At 61.1% G+C, this 20,223-nt stretch carries 19 protein-coding genes; 10 read left to right on the forward strand and 9 right to left on the reverse strand.

The features are described 5' to 3' along the window. Window positions 1-45 precede the first annotated feature (45 nt). The 4 genes from rpoH to OWC48_RS02300 form a co-directional block, all read right to left on the reverse strand. The gene (gene rpoH, locus OWC48_RS02285) at window positions 46-1,002 is read right to left on the reverse strand and encodes an RNA polymerase sigma factor RpoH (protein ID WP_282518476.1); all 957 of its coding nucleotides are present in this window, start codon (window positions 1,000-1,002) and stop codon (window positions 46-48) included. A 146-nt stretch (window positions 1,003-1,148) separates the two neighbouring features. Continuing rightward, window positions 1,149-2,570, reverse strand: coding sequence for an ATP-binding protein (locus OWC48_RS02290; protein ID WP_282518477.1), 1,422 nt, complete (start codon window positions 2,568-2,570; stop codon window positions 1,149-1,151). A gap of 59 nt (window positions 2,571-2,629) precedes the next feature. Further along, a complete protein-coding gene (locus OWC48_RS02295; RefSeq protein WP_014496376.1) occupies window positions 2,630-3,310 on the reverse strand; it encodes a response regulator transcription factor in 681 nt (226 codons plus the stop codon). A gap of 77 nt (window positions 3,311-3,387) precedes the next feature. Beyond that, window positions 3,388-3,567 carry a hypothetical protein gene (locus tag OWC48_RS02300; protein WP_282518478.1) on the reverse strand — a complete coding sequence of 60 codons (180 nt, stop codon included), beginning with the start codon at window positions 3,565-3,567 and terminating at the stop codon, window positions 3,388-3,390. A gap of 230 nt (window positions 3,568-3,797) precedes the next feature. On the opposite strand from OWC48_RS02300, the gene OWC48_RS02305 reads away from it, so the two are divergent. Together OWC48_RS02305 and OWC48_RS02310 are read left to right on the forward strand one after the other, a co-directional pair. Continuing rightward, window positions 3,798-4,046: a hypothetical protein gene (locus tag OWC48_RS02305; protein ID WP_282518479.1), complete on the forward strand. Its 249-nt coding sequence runs from the start codon at window positions 3,798-3,800 to the stop codon at window positions 4,044-4,046. A 289-nt stretch (window positions 4,047-4,335) separates the two neighbouring features. Then, window positions 4,336-4,722 carry a hypothetical protein gene (locus OWC48_RS02310; RefSeq protein ID WP_282518480.1) on the forward strand — a complete coding sequence of 129 codons (387 nt, stop codon included), beginning with the start codon at window positions 4,336-4,338 and terminating at the stop codon, window positions 4,720-4,722. Between the two features lie 124 nt (window positions 4,723-4,846). Here OWC48_RS02310 and OWC48_RS02315 read toward each other — a convergent pair whose 3' ends face one another. The 3 genes from OWC48_RS02315 to OWC48_RS02325 form a co-directional block, all read right to left on the reverse strand. After that, a complete protein-coding gene (locus tag OWC48_RS02315) occupies window positions 4,847-5,047 on the reverse strand; it encodes a hypothetical protein (RefSeq protein ID WP_282518481.1) in 201 nt (66 codons plus the stop codon). A 417-nt stretch (window positions 5,048-5,464) separates the two neighbouring features. Beyond that, on the reverse strand, window positions 5,465-7,288 hold the full coding sequence (glmS, locus tag OWC48_RS02320; RefSeq protein WP_282518952.1) for a glutamine--fructose-6-phosphate transaminase (isomerizing): 1,824 nt from the start codon (window positions 7,286-7,288) through the stop codon (window positions 5,465-5,467). 343 nt (window positions 7,289-7,631) lie between these two features. Further along, window positions 7,632-8,636, reverse strand: a complete 1,005-nt coding sequence (locus OWC48_RS02325; protein ID WP_282518482.1) for an aldo/keto reductase — start codon at window positions 8,634-8,636, stop codon at window positions 7,632-7,634. Between the two features lie 376 nt (window positions 8,637-9,012). Here OWC48_RS02325 and OWC48_RS02330 point away from each other — a divergent pair, with 376 nt between their 5' ends. Both OWC48_RS02330 and OWC48_RS02335 read left to right on the forward strand, forming a co-directional pair. Then, window positions 9,013-10,020, forward strand: a complete 1,008-nt coding sequence (locus OWC48_RS02330; protein WP_282518953.1) for an NAD-dependent epimerase — start codon at window positions 9,013-9,015, stop codon at window positions 10,018-10,020. 391 nt (window positions 10,021-10,411) lie between these two features. Further along, on the forward strand, window positions 10,412-10,648 hold the full coding sequence (locus OWC48_RS02335; RefSeq protein WP_014496384.1) for a DUF6894 family protein: 237 nt from the start codon (window positions 10,412-10,414) through the stop codon (window positions 10,646-10,648). A gap of 111 nt (window positions 10,649-10,759) precedes the next feature. Here OWC48_RS02335 and OWC48_RS02340 read toward each other — a convergent pair whose 3' ends face one another. Next, entirely contained in the window at window positions 10,760-11,452 is a 693-nt protein-coding gene (locus OWC48_RS02340) for a response regulator transcription factor (RefSeq protein ID WP_282518483.1), read from the reverse strand. A gap of 590 nt (window positions 11,453-12,042) precedes the next feature. On the opposite strand from OWC48_RS02340, the gene OWC48_RS02345 reads away from it, so the two are divergent. Further along, entirely contained in the window at window positions 12,043-12,849 is an 807-nt protein-coding gene (locus tag OWC48_RS02345) for a response regulator transcription factor (protein WP_282518484.1), read from the forward strand. Between the two features lie 315 nt (window positions 12,850-13,164). Continuing rightward, entirely contained in the window at window positions 13,165-14,412 is a 1,248-nt protein-coding gene (locus OWC48_RS02350) for a hypothetical protein (protein WP_282518485.1), read from the forward strand. A gap of 18 nt (window positions 14,413-14,430) precedes the next feature. On the opposite strand, the gene OWC48_RS02355 is transcribed toward OWC48_RS02350, so the two are convergent. Next, window positions 14,431-15,429, reverse strand: coding sequence for a glycosyltransferase family 2 protein (locus OWC48_RS02355; RefSeq protein ID WP_282518486.1), 999 nt, complete (start codon window positions 15,427-15,429; stop codon window positions 14,431-14,433). A gap of 377 nt (window positions 15,430-15,806) precedes the next feature. Here OWC48_RS02355 and OWC48_RS02360 point away from each other — a divergent pair, with 377 nt between their 5' ends. From OWC48_RS02360 to nadE, 4 genes are all read left to right on the forward strand, one after another. Further along, window positions 15,807-16,580 (forward strand): FkbM family methyltransferase, encoded by a 774-nt coding sequence (locus OWC48_RS02360; protein ID WP_282518487.1) that lies wholly within the window; start codon window positions 15,807-15,809, stop codon window positions 16,578-16,580. A 259-nt stretch (window positions 16,581-16,839) separates the two neighbouring features. Beyond that, complete coding sequence (locus tag OWC48_RS02365; RefSeq protein WP_282518488.1) at window positions 16,840-18,144, forward strand: lipopolysaccharide biosynthesis protein; 1,305 nt, start codon at window positions 16,840-16,842, stop codon at window positions 18,142-18,144. Window positions 18,145-18,336: 192 nt separating this feature from the next. Beyond that, complete coding sequence (locus OWC48_RS02370) at window positions 18,337-19,254, forward strand: thioesterase domain-containing protein (protein WP_282518489.1); 918 nt, start codon at window positions 18,337-18,339, stop codon at window positions 19,252-19,254. Continuing rightward, window positions 19,208-20,218 (forward strand): NAD(+) synthase, encoded by a 1,011-nt coding sequence (nadE, locus tag OWC48_RS02375; protein ID WP_282518490.1) that lies wholly within the window; start codon window positions 19,208-19,210, stop codon window positions 20,216-20,218. Before OWC48_RS02370 ends, nadE begins: the two co-directional genes overlap by 47 nt. Window positions 20,219-20,223 lie beyond the last annotated feature (5 nt).

The following is a 20,223-nucleotide window of genomic DNA, read 5'->3' on the forward strand; positions in this document are numbered from 1 at the left end:
GCAGGACAGACATCATTCGTACCGGCATCACCGCTTCTCGATCGCTCATGGAGCGGTGAGCTCCCGCGGCCGTGAGCCCGGGACGCCGTCGGGGCGCTTGCGCGCCGCATCCTGCACGGCAAGAATTGCGGCTCGCCTGACCTTGGCAAAGGCGCGGATCTCGATCTGCCGAACCCGCTCGCTGGAGATCGAAAGCTCAAATCCGAGTTGGTCCAGCGTAACCGGGCATTCCGCCAGCCGCCTCGCCTCCAGAATATGACGCTCGCGCGCCGTGAGCATGCCCAGCGCAACGCGCAAGGCGTTGGTACGGCGCTCTGTCTGCTCATGATCGGCAAGCACCGTCTCCGCGTCGATCGCCTGATCGACCAGCAACGCTTCCCATTCGGTTCCTTGCTCGTCGTCGCCAACGCGCGCGTTCAGCGACATGTCACCGTTCAGGCGGGAATCCATCTCGATCACCTCACGCGCCGTGACGTCGAGCCTTTCTGCAATCGTCTCGGCGACATCGGGCGTGAGCGCCGCCATAGCGCCGCCCGCGGCTTTCCTCATCTCGCTGCGGAGCCTGAAGAACAACTTCTTCTGTGCTGCCGTCGTGCCGATCCTGACCAGAGACCAGGAGCGCAGGATGTATTCGTGAACCGAGGCCTTGATCCACCAAACCGCATAGGTGGAGAACCGCGCACCCCGGCCGGGTTCGAAGCGTGACGCCGCGATGACGAGGCCGAGATTTGCCTCCGCAATCACGTCCGCCAAGGGCAGACCGTACCCCTTGTAGCCGCGCGCCACTTTGGCTGCGAGCCGGAGATGGCTCGTGACGAGCGCGTTCACGGCACCGCGGTCCCGCGTCTCCTGCCAGCGGCGTGCAAGCTGCTGCTCGTGACCGGGCTCAAGCAGTTCATAGCGCTTGATGGCCGCGGAATAGGCGCTGAGGAAAGGGGGCGATGGGGCTCCGGCCGCTACGGCCACAGCACTATTCCTCGCGACTTCGTGGCGGATCTGCATCTGTCACTCCCACATACGAAACCGGCGAGCGGACTCTAGAAAGCCTCCGAAGGAGGAGGCCACTGAATTGAGCGTAACAAACCTGAATTCGCCTTCAGACATTCGGCATGTCCTGGCATCGAGAACATCGCGCATCATGAGCGGCATCACATCTGGTTGACGGTTGCGAGAGTTGGGGTGCGGGACCGGCATGCGGCGGCTTTCCTCGCCCTCCCGGTCCAGGCAAGGATCTCGATCCGCCCGCCAGGAGCCGGACCGATGATCAATCGAAAGCCATGCAGCTTGACGATGGCAGCCACCAGGCTCAGTCCCAGCCCAACCCCCGGCGTGTTGCGCATCTTGTCGGAGCGATAGAATCGCCGCAGCACCGCTTCGCGCTCCTGCGTGCTGATGCCGGGTCCGGTGTCACTTACGCGCACGAGCGCCGTGTCGTCTTCCGACACCAGTTCGAGCCTCACCTGGCCGCCGGGCGGCGTGAACTTGACGGCATTGTCCACGAGATTGGCCATCGCTTCGAACAACAGGTCCCGATCGCCCCACACCTGCACATTGCGATCGATGACGACGCCAAGCCCGATACCCTTGTCTTCGGCAATGGGCTCGTAGACATCGCACACCTCGCGCAGGATCTCGTCGAGCGCAACGTTACCGAAGCCGGCGGTGCGGCGGCTGTTCTCGATCTCGGTGAGGCGCAGCAAGGCGGTGACGATCGCGAGCGACTGATCGATTCCGGCCATTGCCTTGTCCGTGACCTCCTGGAGTTGCTCCAGGGTGGTCGCATGCGTTCGGCCGCGCTCCAGCGCCAGGCGTGCGCGCGTGAGCGGCGTCCTGAGGTCATGGGCGATATCGTTGCCGACACCGGCCAGCGCGTTGATCATGGTCTCCATCTCGGCGAGCATGCCGTTGACGATCCTGGCCAGTCGCGCGAACGGATCGTCGGAATTGTCCTCCGGAAGCCGCTCGCGCAACTCCCCGGCCACGATCCGCTGCACCCGCTGGTTCACCTCTTCCACGCGTCTCTGGGCGCGAACGCTCAGCCACGCACCGGCCAGCAGACAGAGGCAGAACGCCGGCAGCAGGCCAAGCGCGAGCGCCTGCCCAACGACACTGGAGATTTCGCGCGTCTCATCGACGTTCCGTCCCATCACCAGGACGTCGCCGTTCTCAAGACGCCTGCCCACGACCCTGATGACCGGTCCGTGGACCGCCGATTTCTCAATGAGGTCGAGCCGCACACCCTGCGCCGCTCCGCCGAGATCGAGCGCGCGCGGCAAGCTGTCGATGTTGCCGGCAAGCCGGGTGCCTGCACCATTGAAAAGTCCAGCGTACTGCACACCTCTGGAATCCTGCTCGAGGTGATCGGAGATCGCTCCGATGCGGCGCGCCGACGGTAAATCGGCGATGAAGTTGATCCGGGTCGTGATCATGCGGTCGGATCGTGCGATCAGATAGTCGTCGAGCTTCCAATAGGTGAACGCGAACAGCCCGACCACGAACAGCGCAAATGCGGCCGCCACCGCCAGGGCCCAGAGGAACGTGTTCGAACGGATGAACTGAATCTGGCGCATCGAACCGGCACTCGATATTCGTCCGAGATGTGCTCCGCGAGCCCCTGGGTTTCGCGTGTCTATGCGCGCGAACGCAGAATGAAGCCGGAGCCGCGAACATTGTGAATGAGCTGCGTATCGCCGGGACCGTCCACCTTGTGGCGCAGCCGGCCCATATGCACGTCGATCAGATTCGTCGTTGCCGGAACGAACTTGTAGTTCCAGACCTCTTCGAGCAGCATCGCGCGCGTGAGCAACTGATCGCTCCGGCGCATCATGTATTCGAGCAGGCGGAACTCACGCGGCAACAGGTCGATCTCGCGTTCGTCCCGTCGCGCGGTCCGCTCGATCAGGTCGAGTTCCAGCGGCCCGACATGCAACGTGGTCTCGCGGCTGTCCATCGGACGGCGCAGCAATGCCTCTATGCGCGCGACGAGCTCGATGATCGCGAACGGCTTGGTGAGATAGTCGTCTCCCCCCATACGCAGTCCGCGTACCCGATCGTCCACGGCGCCGAGCGCACTCAGAACCAGAACCGGCGTCCCGACCCGATCCTTGCGCAGGGCCTCGATGACGGTCAGTCCGTCCATTCCGGGCAGCATGCGATCGACGATCATGGCATCCGGACACGCCGCGCGCGCCCGATCGAGACCGTCGACGCCGTCAGGGGCCCATTGGACCTCGAAACCGCGATCGGCGAGTTCGGCGACGATCACCTCGGCGGTTTCGGCATCATCTTCGATCAGAAGAATCCGCGTCATCATCCTGCTCCCACGTTCTGCGAGGCGTTTCGGCCTGCGGCGGAGGAGCACGGGCTCGGCGGTCCGGGGCGTCATGTTCAATGCCCGCCCGCTCTGAACGCGCGGCGCCGCGCCAGCCTGCCATAGGCCACTCGTTGTCTGACGAGATAGTCCTGCGGAGAATGGGGCACCACTAAATAGCGATTCAGGAAGCGCGCCGTGCCCGTCGCCAACAGGGCCAGCGCGATGGCCATACGCCTCGCTGTCGTCGTGATCATCTTCCGCCTCCATTCTGAACTGCGCTTTCATGAACATATGCCTGTGATGCGCTCCCTGTTACTCTCAAGGCAATGGATGTTGCGCATTCGCACGATCGTGCTTGCAATGCCGCGCCGGCTCACAGGCCGTTGAGATCCGGTGAGCAATTCGTGCATTTGGACAACGCCCGACCGTCCATACTTTGATGGGGAGCCGCTTGGTCGGCCTGATGTCATCAAGGAGAAGCCGAATGACCACTCTCAAACTCTTGTCGACGGGATTGATTGCAGCCGCCGTGCTCGGGGGACCCGTCATGGCTCGCGAGCACCATGCCGTCATGCGACAGCCCGCGATGACAACCGATACGGTCGCATCGGGTGCGCCCTTCTATCAGCAGGGAGGCCGCGTCTGCGTTCCCGCGCCGCGCGTCGGCGCTTTCGCGACGGCGCCGTGGACCGGCAACAACGTGCCTTGCGAGCCCGGCACGGGCAGCTTCTGATCGCCGCATTTCCTTGGCCGGCCGGGCGCCTCGGTCGGCCGCTCCTCATCGAACGACGGGGGCGGGCTTGAACGTTCAGCCCGCCCCTTCTGTGGGCCGCGGCCCCCGCGGCAGGATCACCTTCCCTACCGGCGCGCCTCGTTCCTGAAGTCGAATTTAGTGGGATTGCCGCGCATCGCTCCTACCTCTCATTTCATCACGAGCCTTGTCATCAGGAGCTTTGGCGACGGCACGACGCGGAAGCGGACTGCATGGATGACCAGGCAGATCGACACGAAAGGAGTGTCCCATGAAACGAGCAATCATGATTTTGGCAACCGCGGCGCTTGCCTCGACCCTGGCCATCGGCGTAGCGGAGGCGCATGGCGGTGGCGGCGGGGGCCACGGTGGTGGCTTTGGCGGTGGCGGCCACGCCGGTTTTGGCGGTGGTGGCTTTGGCGGCGGACACATGGGCTTCGGCGGCGGCGCGCATTTCGGCGGCATGGCGCATGAGGGAGGCTTTGGCGGCGAACATCTCGGATTCGGCGGTCGGGCCGGCGGCATCGGCCTGCGCCAGCATGCGTTTCACCGCTTTGGTCACTATCGATCCGGATACGGATTCTACGGCGCCTATCCAGATTGCTACGATTGGTACGAGTTGCACCCCGACCAGCCGTTGCCGCTGAGCTGCAGCTAGTCTGCACACACAGCGCTCCGCCGTCGGTCCAGACCTACCGCGGAGGTTGCGGCGCCGGCCCGCTCACGACTGACTTGGCCGAGCCTGGCTCGGCCATTTTGCGATGCTGCTTCGCCAATAAGCGCTAGGAGGGGCGGAAGCCCGGAGGCATCGTTCGCCAGACTTTGTCTTTGAGGCAATACGCACGGACGCCCTCGGGAATATCTTCGGCGGCGCCGCCCTCATATTGCTCGTAAAGGAGCGCCGGGAACAGCCTCCCCTTGATGACTTTAATCATATCACCGCGTCGAATGTCCGCGCCGGCCGTTCCCGTCAGAACCGACATGATCCCTCGCCAAGCGCACGTAGGATGCCAAACGAGCTCGTCGACCGGACGGGCTTGTCTGAAGCTATCTCGAAGCGGAACGGTCTTCCAATAACCCGAAAGGACTACTCCCTGATCGGGCCGTCCTTGCGGCCGGATGCCGGAGGCGCCGCGAGGATCCGGCTACGGAGCGCGCGCAGGCGGTTGGTTTTGAGCAACAGCGGCCCCGCCAACGCGGTTACAATATAGCGGGGCCGCCTGCCCTACGGACGTCGGTGTTTAACCTGGGTCCGAAGGCTGCCGTATTCTACGCCGAGCGGCCGAGAACGAGGACTGGTCGAAAGAGGCACCCATTCGGAGCGTCCAGACCGGCATTCTGATTCAGATAGCCCCTCTTTCTGAAGCGGAAGGGCAGCGGAAGTGGCGCGACCGGACCATCTATTCGACCGTCACCGACTTCGCGAGATTCCGCGGCTGGTCTACGTCGGTCCCCATAATCGCGGCACTGTGATAGGCAAGGAGCTGCAGCGGCACCGCGAGAGCCAGCGGCGCCACGATCTGGGGCATATCCGGCAACGCCAGGATCGAGCAACCACTGGATGCGGCGAGTGAAGCACCTTTCTGGTCGGTCAACAGGATGATGCGCCCCCCACGGGCGATCACCTCCTGCATGTTCGACATGGTCTTCTCGAACGTTGCGTCGCACGGTGCAATGACGATGACCGGCAGGCCCTTGTCGATCAGCGCGATCGGTCCATGTTTGAGCTCACCGGCCGCATAGCCCTCTGCGTGAATGTAAGTGACCTCCTTGAGCTTGAGGGCTCCCTCCAATGCCAACGGATAATTGGTGCCCCGGCCTATGAACAGAGCGTCTCTGGCCCTGGCGATCTCGCGCGCGAGCTCATGGACTTTCGGCTCCAGTTCGAGTGCGCGGGCCATACAGCTTGGAATCTCGGCAAGGGATCGGACGAGCGAGCGCTCGTCTTCGGCCGAGAGCACCCCGCGACGGCGACCGGCCGCGATCGCAATGCAGAGCAAGGTTGCCAGCTGACAGGTGAACGCCTTCGTGGATGCAACCCCAATTTCCGGACCGGCCAATGTGGGCATCACGATGTGGCTCGAACGAGCCATCGTCGAGGTTTGCACATTGACGACCGCGAGAACGCGCTGGCCGTGGGTCTTGGCGAACTCCAACGAGGCGAGCGTGTCGGCCGTTTCGCCGGATTGCGACACGAAAATCGCCAGATTGCCCGCGCCAAACGGAACGTCGCGATAGCGGAACTCCGATGCAATATCGATCTCGACCGAGAGCTTGGCGTAGCGCTCGAACCAGTACCTCGCAATCAGACCGGCGTAGAAGGCGGTGCCGCAAGCTACAATCGAGACGCGATCGACTGTCGCGAAGTCCACATCCACGCCCGCCGGCAGCCTGATTGTCCCGTTGGGCGCGATGTATTGTGCAAGCGTCTGCCCGACCACGTCCGGCTGTTCGTGAATCTCCTTTGCCATGAAGTGGCGATGCTCGCCCTTGTGAACAATCACGGCCGCGCCGGCAATTTTGGCCGACGCACGGCGCAGACGCGCGCCGTTCACGTCGATAAACTCGATCTGCTCCCGGGTCACGACGGCGAGATCGCCGTCCTCGAGATAGGCGACAATGTCGGTCAGAGGTGCGAGCGCCATCGCATCCGAACCCAGAAACATCTCGCCGCACCCGTAGCCGACGGCAAGCGGCGAGCCCTTTCGGGCACCGATCAGGAGATTGTCGTGCCCCTCGAACAGGAAGGCGAGCGCGAACGTTCCGTTCAAGCGCGGGAGCACCTTACGCACCGCTGCGACCGGTTCGCATCCGTTCTTCCGCTCGCGGCTGACGAGATGCGCAACCACCTCGGAGTCGGTTTCGGTCGTAAAGTGCGCGCCGGCCGCTTTGAGATCATTGCGCAACTCTCGATGGTTTTCGATGATCCCATTGTGCACGATCGCCACGCCGTCAACCATGTGAGGATGCGCATTCGTCTCATCGGGACGGCCGTGCGTTGCCCAGCGCGTGTGACCAATTCCAATCCGCCCGGCAAGCGGCTCCGAGTCGAGCCTATTCTTGAGGTTTGCGAGCTTTCCGACCGCGCGACGTCGCGTCAGCGAACCGTCCTCGAGAGTGGCAATACCGGCCGAGTCATATCCCCGATATTCAAGCCGCTTCAGCGCATCCAAAAGGAGAGCAGAGGCTGGGCCTCGCCCGACGACACCAACAATTCCGCACATGGCCTCTCTCCGAGCATCTACCAACGGCCCCACGAAGCGCAACCGCGATCGGGGGCAACCTCCTTAATGCGACGGCAGCGGCTTGGCGCCCTCACCTTTGGCCTGCCCTGCTACGCATGCTTCAGCGAGACGCTCAAGCTAGCCGCCTCCCGGCCGCCCGCGCGCCTGTCGAATATCGTCGACAACATTGGCGAGTAGTATCGTGGGACGTCAATTCTAACACACGCAGCCGCCGATTGTATGATGATGACGGAGTAGACCTCTTGCCCCTAGGCTCTGCACTTGATCGCTACACCGGCACCTGCATGTCCTATCGTGGCAGCAGACACCGCCCGAGCCGCCATCAGCATCTCTCGACGCGCCGGTCATTCGTGCCGTGGCAAATTCGTTCGATTTGCCGCGGCCCGTTCGAGAGCTCGGCGGCTATGCTATTGAGCTGATGAAGCGCTGGAACTTGCGTTGACCGGAGCAGATTGAATGCAAGATGCTCCTTCCGAAACATCGAAAACAGTGAGACTCCTGCCGAGTTCGTTGCCAGCGCATAATCCACCACAAAGGCAGCGGCGATCTCGGTGAGGTCGCCCCGGTATCCCATCTCGTGAAGGCCGTTCAGTATTTCTTTCTCCGATCCTAGCCTTGCGACAAACGGATTGACGCTCGAAAATGATCCATACGTGACAAACGTCCTGCGCCGCATGGTCTCCGTCGATCTCTGAAGATTCGGCTCGAACGGATTATTCGCGATCTGTATCAGCCGGTAAGGTAGCGATTCATGGAGGCCGTCAATTCCGCCCTCGTTATTGCCTGCAATCGAAATTGCCCGGGCCTTCCCGTCCTGGACGATGCGCTCGACCGCTCGAATGATGTCTTCGCGAACGACCTCTTCGCGGGTAGGACGGTGGAGAGCAAGCACATCGACATAATCCGTGCGAAGTCGCCTCAAGCTGTCCTCGATGCTCGTCCTGATCAGCTCGGCCGATAGCGGCACCTTGAAGGGCTTCGACTTCATTGCGGAGAGGCGCGGTTGGATCCCGGGAAACGCCGCAAGAGCGGCGCGCGCCATCGGCTTCAGGATCCGCATAGCGGCGGAGGTATCACGCGGGCGCATCCCGACCTTTGTGCAGATATAGACGCTGCCGCGCTTCGCGGATGCGAATTGGCCCAAAATCGACTCGGCCATCCCATCGCCATACGAAGGTGCCACGTCGTACCAGGTTATTCCGGCGTCGTACGCGCGCTCGAGCCCCTCGATCCCCCTGCGAGCCCCAACGCGCCCTCCGAGCGACGCGCAGCCGAAACCGATGCTCGATACGTTCGCGCCGAGAGCATCAACACGGACCATCTTCATCGCAAACACCCCTGACCACGCCGTTTGCGCTCAAGTCACCGACGTCGATCGTGCGACGCCGCGTACTTCCAAGCCGACGGCCACGTCCGGCAAGCCGACGCTGAAACAACTCTGCAGGTTTGCCTCGCTTCATCTTCATGCAAATGGATGATGACGGGGTTCGCTGGGACATTACATACGCTACGCCCCTGGAATTTGAGACAGTGGCGAGGATGCACGGAGTAATCCGTTCGAGCGGCCGGTGGCGGCTTGGCTCCGCCGCCATCGTCAGGTGCGCTCATTTGCGCAGTCGAGATGCGGCGCGATTGAGAGTTAACTTGCTGCGATCGGTGGCGCCTTGTTCGCCGTTCGAAACTCCATCAAACTTGGACAGCGAATGTCATCTCGCTCAGAGCAAGTTGCCGACGACGTTCTGGTGACCGGAGCTGCCGGCTTCATCGGTTTTCATGTCGCCCGTCGGCTGCTCGATGAAGGGCGCCGCGTCGTCGGATTGGACAACATCAACAGCTACTACGATCCCGCCCTGAAGCGCGCGCGCCTCGACATTCTGCGCCGCGATCCGCGTTTCTCCTTCGTGCAGATGGATCTCGGACATCGGTCGACGATGGCCGAGTTGTTCGCAAAGCATCGTTTTGCGAGAGTGATCCATTTAGCCGCTCAGGCCGGCGTCCGGTATTCGATCGATCAGCCGCACGCCTATGTCGACGCCAATCTCGAGGGGTTCCTCAACGTCCTCGAAGGCTGCAGGCATAACGCCTGTGGTCATTTGATCTACGCATCGTCATCGTCCGTGTACGGCGCCAATGCGGAGTTGCCATTTTCGACCCGGCATAAAGCCGACCACCCCGTCAGCTTCTATGCCGCGACGAAGAAAGCCAACGAGCTGATGGCCCATTCGTACAGCCACCTGTACCGCCTCCCGGTCACCGGCTTACGGTTCTTTACGATCTACGGCCCGTGGGGCCGGCCCGACATGGCGATATTCCTGTTCGCCGACGCGATCGTCAAAGGCAGGCCGATCAAGCTCTTCAACCATGGCAGGATGCGGCGCGACTTCACCTATGTCGACGATGTCACGCGCGTCGTCTCGCGGCTGATCGAGCGCGCTCCGGAGGACAACGCCGATGCGGCGGGCGCACCGGCCAAGCTCTACAACGTGGGCAATAACCGCCCGGAAGCGCTGATGCACGTCCTTGACTTGATCGAGAAGGAGCTCGGACGAACCGCAGCGAAGGAGATGCTGCCGATGCAGCCTGGGGATGTTCCGGAAACGTTTGCCGACGTTGGCGATCTCATGCGCGATACCGGGTTTTCGCCCTCCACCCCTATCGAAACCGGTATATGCAATTTCGTCCGCTGGTATCGCGACTATTACGCGATATGACCTTTTCGAGATGATGTCCCCCAAGGGCCGAACCGTCCACACCCGACCGATCGGCGTGTTGGTTGCAATTTCTGCGCGGCGGTGATGGACGACCAGGCGGGAGTTGAGAAAAGGGCGCGGCCCCGGCGGGGGCATTGGGGATTCGCAGGGCCGGGGCCGCAGCGCTGCGCCGAAGTGGGCTCCGTCGACGCAACATCATCGTAGTCCTCGAGAAGCAATTGTTCATTCTGAATTCGTGGTCATACCGATCAACGTCGGAGTACCCATCAATGATGATTGAGCCCTCCTAGAATAGCCGCTTGCTATGCTCCCCCCGGCGATGCGAAATCTCGACCGTGATGCGGGGGGCTCGCTGCAGTCATCGGAATGTTCGCGTTGTCCGGAGACGTCCATGCCGCGGTATTTCTTTCATATCCACGACGGTCATTCAGTGCTCGACGATGTCGGACTTGATCTCCCCGACATTTCCGCGGCACGGACCACTGCGATCGAATTGAGCGGCGAGATCCTCAAGCACGACGTGATGGACCCACTCCTTCATTACATTTCCTGGCAGGTGGAAGTCAGCGACAGCCCCGAGCTTGGCGGCCGGTCGCTGTTCGTTCTTCAGTTCTCTGTCGAGGGATAAGAGAGCGAAAACGCTGCTTTGCCGGCGCTTGCGCAATCTGACGGTGCAATAGTCGTTCGGCTGCGCTTCGAAAATGCCCGCATATCGCGCTGCAACAGCGCGAGCTGATATCTAACGTCCCCCGGGCACCGGATCCGATCCAGCATGCGCCGGTTTGTCCTGCGCCGAATTGGCGCGGTCATCCTGCGAGATGGCGAGGGCAGCAAGCGCAGTGCGATTGCCGATTTCAAGCTTCTGGAAAATGTTGTGGAGGTGAACCTTGATGGTGCCGTCTGCAATGTTGAGCCGGCGGCCAATTTCCTTGTTGGACAGACCACGAGAGACCAGTCGCATGATCTGCCGCTCGCGCTCGGTGAGTACCGCGAGCGCACTTTCCGGATTCGGACTGTGCTCGCGAGGCGCGGCCTGATCGGTGGGCGATAACGGAACAACGGTCTGGCCGTTGGCAATGTCTCGCAAGCCTTGCACCACGGCTTGGCCAGTCATCTCCTTCAGAAGGACGCTGTACCCGGCGGGGGCGCCCGCCAACACAAGATCGCAGTCCTCGCTGGGCGCGAAGAACACAAAGCGCGTTGGTCGGCTGTCCGAATGGCCGAGCGAATTGTTCATCAGAGCGGTCAGCTCCGGCATTGCCGCATCCATGATCGCAATGTCGGGCGCAAGCGTCAAAATTGCCTGGATGCAGCTCGCAGCATCGCCGCAGGATGCAACGACCTCGAAATCGGGTTCTGAACCGAGAACACTTGCGAGACCCTGCAAGACCATTGGATGTCGGTCTGCAATCACTACAGTCGCACGACGCATCGGGCGCTCCCTAACCTGCCGCCCCCAAAATTCCCGCGATTGAAGCTACGGGCCCCCGCCCTTGCCGCTCCAACATTAATTGATCACCAACAAATAAACTTCGAACAATTCCCTAAAGTATCATTTGGCGAAGCGGACCTATGAGGCAAATAACCGCACGAGTCTGTGATCGCAATATACATCAAGTTCGCCGGATCAAAGGGCCGTATGAACCCGGTGGTCTCGGCTCATAAAAGCTGGCGAGCGGTCTATCCATTTGCAAATTTGGCAAATCCGAAATCATCGCGTTGGAGCAAGGCTTTCGCGAACGGATTCACCCGCTCACGGCGAACATTCAAAGGTTGAATCTGTATTCTCTTTCGCTCCCAAGTCAATCTCCGACGACCGTTCACCAACAGCTCGGGGACCCATCGGCCTATAACCAAAGGTATATAGGCAAAATCGAAAGATCGAATCTAACCTTCAGCAATTATTAACTAAACGGCGCCCGGCTTCTGCAAATCAGAAAAAACGGGCCATGTGACGCTTTGTTCCTTTTCCTGCGTGTTTTTCATTCAAGTTGTGTCATTGCGTTGGTTGCGGAGGGTAAGATGAGGAGGCGGCAGTCCTGCAAAGTTGTTTTGATCGGACGAAATATTTTGCTGCGAGAGGGAATTTCACAAATACTGCATGCGGCAGATTTTCAAATTGCGGTGTCGGCCTCGAGCACCGATGAAGTTACAAGCACACTCCAGGCACATCAGCAGCTCCTGTTTGTTATTATCCACAGCACCGGCGAATTCGATGCAGCCCTGAAGCACATCGGATTTGTAAGAGAGCACTATCCGGACGCGCGCGTAGCGATCGTTTCGGACCACTACCGGCCGGATGAGTTGATCGCGGCCTACAAGGCCGGCGCCAGCGGCTATTTCGTCGACGTCAATTCATGCGACGCTTTCATCAAGTCCATTGAGCTCGTGACGATGGGCGAGACGGTGTTTCCACCGGCCTTCCTGTCATTCGTGCTCGATAGCGGTCTAGATCGCGAGCCTCAGCTTCAGCCCGCGATCGAAGAGCGATCAAATCTCCTCGTTGCGGCCGAAGAACGGATAGCACCTCATCTGTCACCGCGAGAGCGGGCGATTCTCTCCTATCTGATCGAGGGCAATTCCAACAAGTGCATTGCGCGAAAGATCGATATTGCCGAGGCGACCGTGAAGGTTCACGTCAAGGCGATCCTGCGCAAGATACGGGTCCAGAACAGGACGCAGGCCGCAATTTGGGGAATGAACAACGGATCACTGGTGCGGGTCTCGAATGGTCACGCGCTGCCGTTGTCAATCGATCGGGAACCTACGCTCAGCCTTGTGCCAAGCGACCGCGGACGTCACGAAATCGGCGCCTCGGAGCCGGACTAGCCTGGCCGATCGGCCTGACGTCCCATCAAGCCCTCAATAAATTCCGGGCGGCGCCCATACGCGCCGCCCGGCTAACCGCGCCGGACTGATCTCTCGAGCGAGAGGATCAGAACCTGCCCGTGGATCGGCAACATTTCGCGGGGCGTCTCCTGCATTCAAATGATGCGCGCGGCGACCGAGCAGCTAGAACGCATCGTCGAACCAGTATTTCTGGTCGCCGCAGGAACCTGGTGACCGGCAAGCATCGAACCTCATAGCGGTCGCTTGCCCACCTGGATGATCCGAGCCCCCTGCTTGCCATGGAGCATGATACGGATGTCTCCGTCCCACTACACGCGAATTGGCCTGGCCGGCGCCGCGGCCGTCGTGCTTGCACTGGCGGGCATCGCTGCCGCACAGACGCTTGGAAAAACCAAGCTGACGACTGCCAGCAGCATGAACCTGCCCGACTATCTCGTTCCGGTCACCGACCCCGACACCGGCGCCACGATCGTCCGGATAACAACCCCGGGGCCCTTGGGCGCTGGCTTGGCCTGTCAGCGAGCCTATTGCACCCACCGATATTCGAGCGCGCAGGCCTGGAACGCCGACCAGACTTTGCTTCTGATCGCCAACGGCTGTAACGGGCTCTGCTTTCTGGACGGACGGACATACGTTCCGCTGTTCCGCCGGCAACGCGAAGACGAGTGCGAGTGGCACCCGCGCGATCCCGAGCGCATGATATGCGTGATCGGTCGCAAGATCTCGCTCTGGACGCCGAGAACCAACGCCGAAGAGATCATGCTGATGGCCGATGGCTATCGCGGCCTTCAGTTCGGACCGGGCAAGGGCAATCCCTCTCAGGACGGCCGGCGCATCGCCGTGCGAGGCACGCGCGCCGACGGCGTCGTTGTCGCATTCGCGTTTGACCTCGTGAGCCGACAGAAGTTTCCGGATATCGAAGTGGGAAAACTGCCCGGGCGAGACGGCGTTTGCGAGATATCTGCCCTGGGCAGCTACATCAGATGCAGCCGATGGGTCGACGGAAAGGATGAGGCATTCATCTTTACCGTCGCAGGCGATCTGGTGCAAAGCTGGACCGAACATCACCGTCCGAGTCATGGCGACATGGCCGTGGACGCCGACGGACGCGAGGTATACGTCGGAATCAGCAAATCTGATCCCGACATATACCAGGTGATCAAGCGCCGGCTGGATGACGGCGTGGTGACCGCCCTTGCTCCGCGTGGAGAGGCCTCGCATGCGTCCACGCGCGCGATCCACTGGCCCGGCTGGGTGATTCTAAGCTATGGCGGCGATCCAGCCGAGATCGCCCAGCTACCAAAGTTTGCGCCGTTCGCTCGGGAAGTCATTGCTCTGCGAATTGACGGCAGTGGCGAATTCCGACGCATTGCGTACACACGCAACGTCCCGCACGACTACTGGAACGAGACTCACGGCTCGCCGTCGCCCGACGGTTCCCAGGTGATCTGGTCGAGCAATTGGGGGGTAGCGGGCGGCCCCGTGTTCGACTTCGTAACACGTCTCGATGGCCCTGATCGGACCAGCGCCTTGTCCCGATAATGATCAGCGGCGGCTCCGTCAGGCGTGACCCACGCGAGCCAGTGAGCCCGCTGCCGATGTACGCGCTCGCGCCCGGATCGCCTTGTTGGCTGCCTTGATAACCGAGGGACGCAGGATCTGGAGCGCGTCCCGGATCGTCGCCCCCCAGGACTGGTGGCGAAATCTTCCGCGCAATCTTGCAACCCGTAATGCACGCACGACCGTTTCGGGATCCGGAAGTCCTTGCTTGTCCTCGACCAGGCTCCAGGTCAGATTCTTGAGATCAAGGGTCTCCTCATCGATCTGAGTGAACGATTTGGACGCGGTAATGTTCTCGTGATCCGTCATATCGTAGAAGATCAGGCCGTCGTCGATCGCCACCATGTCGCCATGACAGGCGAGGTCGACGAAGAACAGCTGGTCCACTCCCCACCTGATCGACTTGTAGTTTCGCATTAAGCAACCCGCCTGGATGACCTCGCTGCTGATCAGCAGGGTCGACGGCACGATCCCCAGCACCCGGGTCTTGCCGACCAAATAGAGATCAGTCAGGCACTGCTGGCTCGAATACAGCGTAACCTGCCCTCCCCGGCGGTATTTTATGCCTTCATCCTGAACGAGATGAGATGTGGAAGTCATGAACGCAGCGGCGGGGTACGTCCTCGCCAATTCCGCAAAAGTCTCGAGCGATCCCGGCACGAGCCAGTCGTCGTCATGCAACACTTTGATCCAGTGGCCGCGACAGGCGAGCATCGCGCTGTTCGTATTCTCAACCTGGCCCCGTCCTCGGTGGTTCTCGACAATCCGAATACGGGAATCGCTCCGCGCGTATTCAGACAGAATGCTCCAACTGACGCCCTTTGGGCCTTCGTCGTCGCTGATCACCAATTCCCAGTCGGAGTAATTCTGCTGCAGCACGCTTTCGATCGCACGGCGTATCATATCCGGTCGACGGAAGGTTGGTATGGCCACCGAAATCATGGGGCGGGCGTCCGGATCTCGAATGCCCTCCGACCCGTCGGGCTGCAACAAGTTCATCGCTTTTCCCTCAAGCTCAGCTCGATGAACGGTATGCTGACTGGAACGCCCAGCCATCCTTCATTTGCATGATGGTATCGATCGGTCGATTCTAACTCTCCCGGCGCCGCCGTGTTTCTGCCAACCGAGCTGACCGCGAAACTTCGCGCCTCGGAATGATCATCGTCATGCAAATGAAGGATGGCTGGGCGCTCCGGTCAGCCTACGCTCTCCCGAGCAGCTAACCGCTAGAGATGGGTGGCCCCTTGCACAAATTGCATCAACTGCTCACTCGCATTCGAGAGGAGCCCGACAAGGCTCGGTTCCTGCTATCGCGCGGACTGTGGGTGAGCGGATTGTGCCGCTTTATCACCTTCGGCTTTCCCGCCGGATACAGAATGCGCTTCTATCCCAGCTCCATGTCCGCAGGACTCTGGCGCAACCGAAACCTTCGCGCCGATGACGCCGACTTCGTCGGATCTTACCTGCAACCCGGAGAAACCTTCGTCGATGTCGGCGCGAATGTAGGACAGCTGAGTCTCGCGGCGGCCATGCGGGTTACCCGATCCGGACGAGTCATTGCTATCGAAGCACATCCGCGCATCTGCAAATACCTGCTGGGCAACATTCGCCTGAACGGATTGACCGTCGAGGTCCACAACACGGCGATCGGCAGCACCGAAGGCGAACTCGTCTTCACGGACTTTCGGAGTGATGACATGAACTTCGCATGCGCTACGCCTCCGGCCGGCAGCGCGGCGCTCCGAGTACCAGTACGAACCCTCGATTCGATCGTCGAAAATCGGGTGATCGACCTTCTGAAGGTCGATGTCGAAGGATTCGAAGTCGATCTCCTCAAGGGCGCCGCCCAGACCATTTCCAATTGCCGATGTCTGTACATAGAGGATTCCGAGCTCAACCTTCGGCGGGCCGGCACCTCGCGTGCGGAGCTGTATGACCGGCTGACCGATCACGGGTTTGAGCTCTTCCATCTCAGAGCGGGACGACTCGAGCCGGCGTCTCCCGACATACCGGGCCCGGACGACGATAACCTGATCGCCGTCAGACCATCCGCCTTGTCGGACCTGCTCGCGCGGACCGGCCTTCGGCTTGCACAGCTCACGTCCCCATCGCCTGTAGATCGGCGTCTCCCGTCGGCGCGGCTTGCGTGAGCATCCATCATCCGCCCACAAGCCACGCGCATCACAGCCGGGGTCCGGCCCCACGATCGGGCTCCATGCGTCGTCTATTCCGCAAACGCGAGCTGTTCATGCAAACCCTCCTTCGATTCCGCGACACTTCAGTCAACGTCATGCGAACGAATGATGGCGCGAACCCCACTCCATCCTACGATCGAACCGAAATAGATTGCACAGTCGTCGCGACGATCTTGCCCTTTTTAAAATGAATTCTGGACCGAGGAAGTTCTTCATGGCCGCGAAACCGGCGACCGGTCCGACGCGGACAGGAGCCCTTGTTCGTGCGGCGGCGGGCGTCTCCGCCCTCGCACTCACCGGCCAGCTCATGCTCGTAGCGGCCATTCCCATCCTCACCCGGCTCTATTCCCCGGAGGATTTTGGAATCTTCACGATCTATCTCTCAATCGTGAACATCGTCGGCGCGATAGCCGGACTTCGCTTCAGCACGTCTCTTTATGTGGTCGAGGACAGAGCTCACGCGCTGGTCGCGCTCAAGCTCACACTCGTGGCGGTCTGCTTTACGACCTCCGTTGTGCTCACCGCGGGATACATGCTGTCGGACGTCGTGCCAGGACGACTGCAACATCTTACCTACCTCGTACCCATCGGGATGGCCGCGGTCGGCGTTGCCGACGCAATGAACTGCTGGTGCTTGCGCTTCAATCATATGCGTGACTTCGGCATGGGCCGCCTCATCCTGCCGGCGTCGATGGCACTGCTCCAGGTGAGCTTCGGCCTTGCGCACCTCGGGGACGATGCAATGATCCGAGCCCACATCCTGAGCCAGGCTGTGCTGATCACATTTCTCTGCGTCCGGCTCCTGAAATGGGAGGACATCCGCCGCATCGCGCAAGCCTCGTGGGGCTCGGTCGCGGCGACGGCGCGGCGAGAGTACAAGTTTCCCCTGTTCGAGCTGCCCTCGGCCCTTGCGGGATTCGCGATCATCAATCTCCCCGCAATCTTCATAGGCTCGCTATTCGGTACCGCATTTGCCGGGCATTTTGGCGTCGCCGCCCGTCTCGTGACGGGTCCGGTCACCCTGATCGCCTTGCCGCTCAGCAATGTCTTCGTGGCCGAGGCCAGCAAAGACTTCGATCGTCATCATCTGCTCGGCACCGCATGCGGCCTGTTGGTCGTTGCGGCCGGCCTGATCGTTCTGCCGGTGCTCGGCCTTGGATTTGTCTCCCCCTACGTCGTCGTTCCGCTGCTCGGAGAATCCTGGATACCTACGGGTCAGATCATGGGCGCCCTGGCGCTCATGTGCGCCGCACAAGCCTTGTCGACGCCCATTCAAGAAGTCCCGACGCTTTTTCGTCGTCAGGAACTGCGTCTGCTGGTCGATCTGGTGCGGGCCGTGTTTGTATTTGCCCCGCTCCTCATCGGTGCTCATCTCGGCCTCGACCCGTTGCAGGTGATATACATGATGGCCGCCGGAGGAGCTACCGGCTACGCCCTGGGAATTATCGTGGCGCTGTTTCTCTTGAATGGGCCCGGCGGCGCGCGGACGTCGGGCGCGCCGATCAATGGGCCTGTGTGACCCAGAGGGTCGAAAGAGCACGCCCCGAACGTCGCGTCCGCTCGAGGAGGCGGGACATGGAAGACAGATGCACTGGGGCGAAAATAACCGATTTCTTGGGCGCGACCATATGCTTCATGCAAATGAATGATGAGAGGATTTTCAACGTCTTCATACTCCAATTTTGGAGCTCGGCCGGTCGGTTGCATTCCAATGAAACTACGACCATTGATTGATACAGGCGAGGATCTGGCTTCTCCGCCCTCGTGCATTGCGGCGGCGGCGCCGCCCGTGCTTTTCCTACTGCCCGGCTCACTTGGTTATGGAGCCAGCCTTGCCGCCCTGACAGCCTCAATGCGCGAAATTGCACATGTCGTTCCGATCCGCTACCCGGATCTCGGCAAGATATTGCAGGGTCAGGACAACGTTTGCGATATGGCTGCTGCTGCCGTGGAGCAGATCAATCGCATCCAGCCACGGGGCCATATCAGACTTCTCGGTCATTCCCTCGGTGGGGCGGTCGCCTTCGAGGTCGCGACGCGAATGTTTGCCGCCGGCCGCTCGGTGAAGTTCTTCGGAATTCTCGACACCAGTCTCATGGGCGAGCGCAGTTCTGCATGGGAGACGTTGACCCGCACGATCCGTCGAATCCGCAACAACCGGGTCACCGCGCCCCGGATGGTCTGCCGTGCCCTCGCCAAGGCAACCGTTGCGCTCGGCCATCAAGCTAACCTGGCCCGGATGCTCGATCGCCGCACGAAGGGGCAGTTCGATCTCACGTCTTTCAGGCTCAAGCAGGAATTGCAGGAAGTCTTGCGCGCGAAGGCCTACTTCCGCTGGTTGGCGGAGCCGAAATCGATGCTGCCGTTCTCCGCCGTTCTGTTCCGATGCCAGCGAAAGAAGATGCCGCAAACTTTGGGATGGGATCGTGCGTTTGCCCAGATCGATGTCGTCCCAAGCGCAGGCACTCACACCGATCTGGTCATGCCGCCTTACCTCGCGATGAACTTGCACCTCGTCCAGAAGGCGCTGTCGCAAACCTACTCACCGGCCGAGTTCCCCCAGAGAGAGGCGGATTGTTCACGTGACCTTGCAAGCAGCCCACAGCCAAACCGAACCCGCGTTCAGTAAAGACGCCCTGGTCCTGGATGCGCCATCGGAGGTCGCGCGCATCGTCGCGTTCTTGCGCGACCGCGTCCTCGGCGTACTTGGCCGACGCGGAGCCATCGTCGGACTTTCCGGCGGCATCGACAGCTCCGTGGTCGCAGCGCTCTGTGCACGCGCATTTGGAAATACGAAGGTCCTCGGTCTGCTGATGCCCGAGCGCGATTCGTCTTCCGATGCGCTGAGGCTCGGCCGGACGGTTGCTGCGCAGCTGCGCCTCACGACAGTCGTCGAAGACATTGCACCGGCGCTCGAAGCATTGGGTGCATACCGCCGGCAGCGAGAGGCGATCCAAGCCGTCGTACCCGAGTACGGAACCGACTGGAAATGCAAGCTGGTACTCGGCTCGGGTTCGGAGAGCGCCGGCATCAACATCACCCGCCTGACCGTACAAAGCCCGGACGGCGAAACCTCCACCGTGCGTCTTCCGCCCGAGGTCTACCTGCAGATCGTTGCTGCAACCAACTACAAGCAACGGGTCCGCAAGATGACCGAGTACTATCACGCGGACCGCCTGAAATATGCCGTGATAGGTACGCCAAACCGGCTCGAGCACGATCAAGGCTTCTTCGTGAAGCAGGGTGACGGGGATGCGGACGTCATGCCGATTGCGCATCTCTACAAGAGCCAGGTCTACCAACTGGCCGAGTACCTTGGCATCGACGACGAGATCAGGCGACGGCCGCCGACGTCCGACACATTCTCGCTGCCGCAGAGCCAGGAGGAGTTCTATTTCGCTGCCCCCTATCGATTGACAGATGTTTGCATGTACGCGGTCAACCACGGCATTTCCGCCGACAACGTGGCCGAGGCCGTAGGTATAGCCACAGCGCAGGTGCAGAAGGTCTTCAAGGACATCACCTCCAAGCGTCGCGCGACGCGCTATCTTCACACCCCGCCTCTGCTCGTTGATGCGGTAATCGAGGACTAGACGGC

The organism is Bradyrhizobium sp. Arg816 (assembly GCF_029989365.1).
Taxonomy (GTDB): domain Bacteria; phylum Pseudomonadota; class Alphaproteobacteria; order Rhizobiales; family Xanthobacteraceae; genus Bradyrhizobium.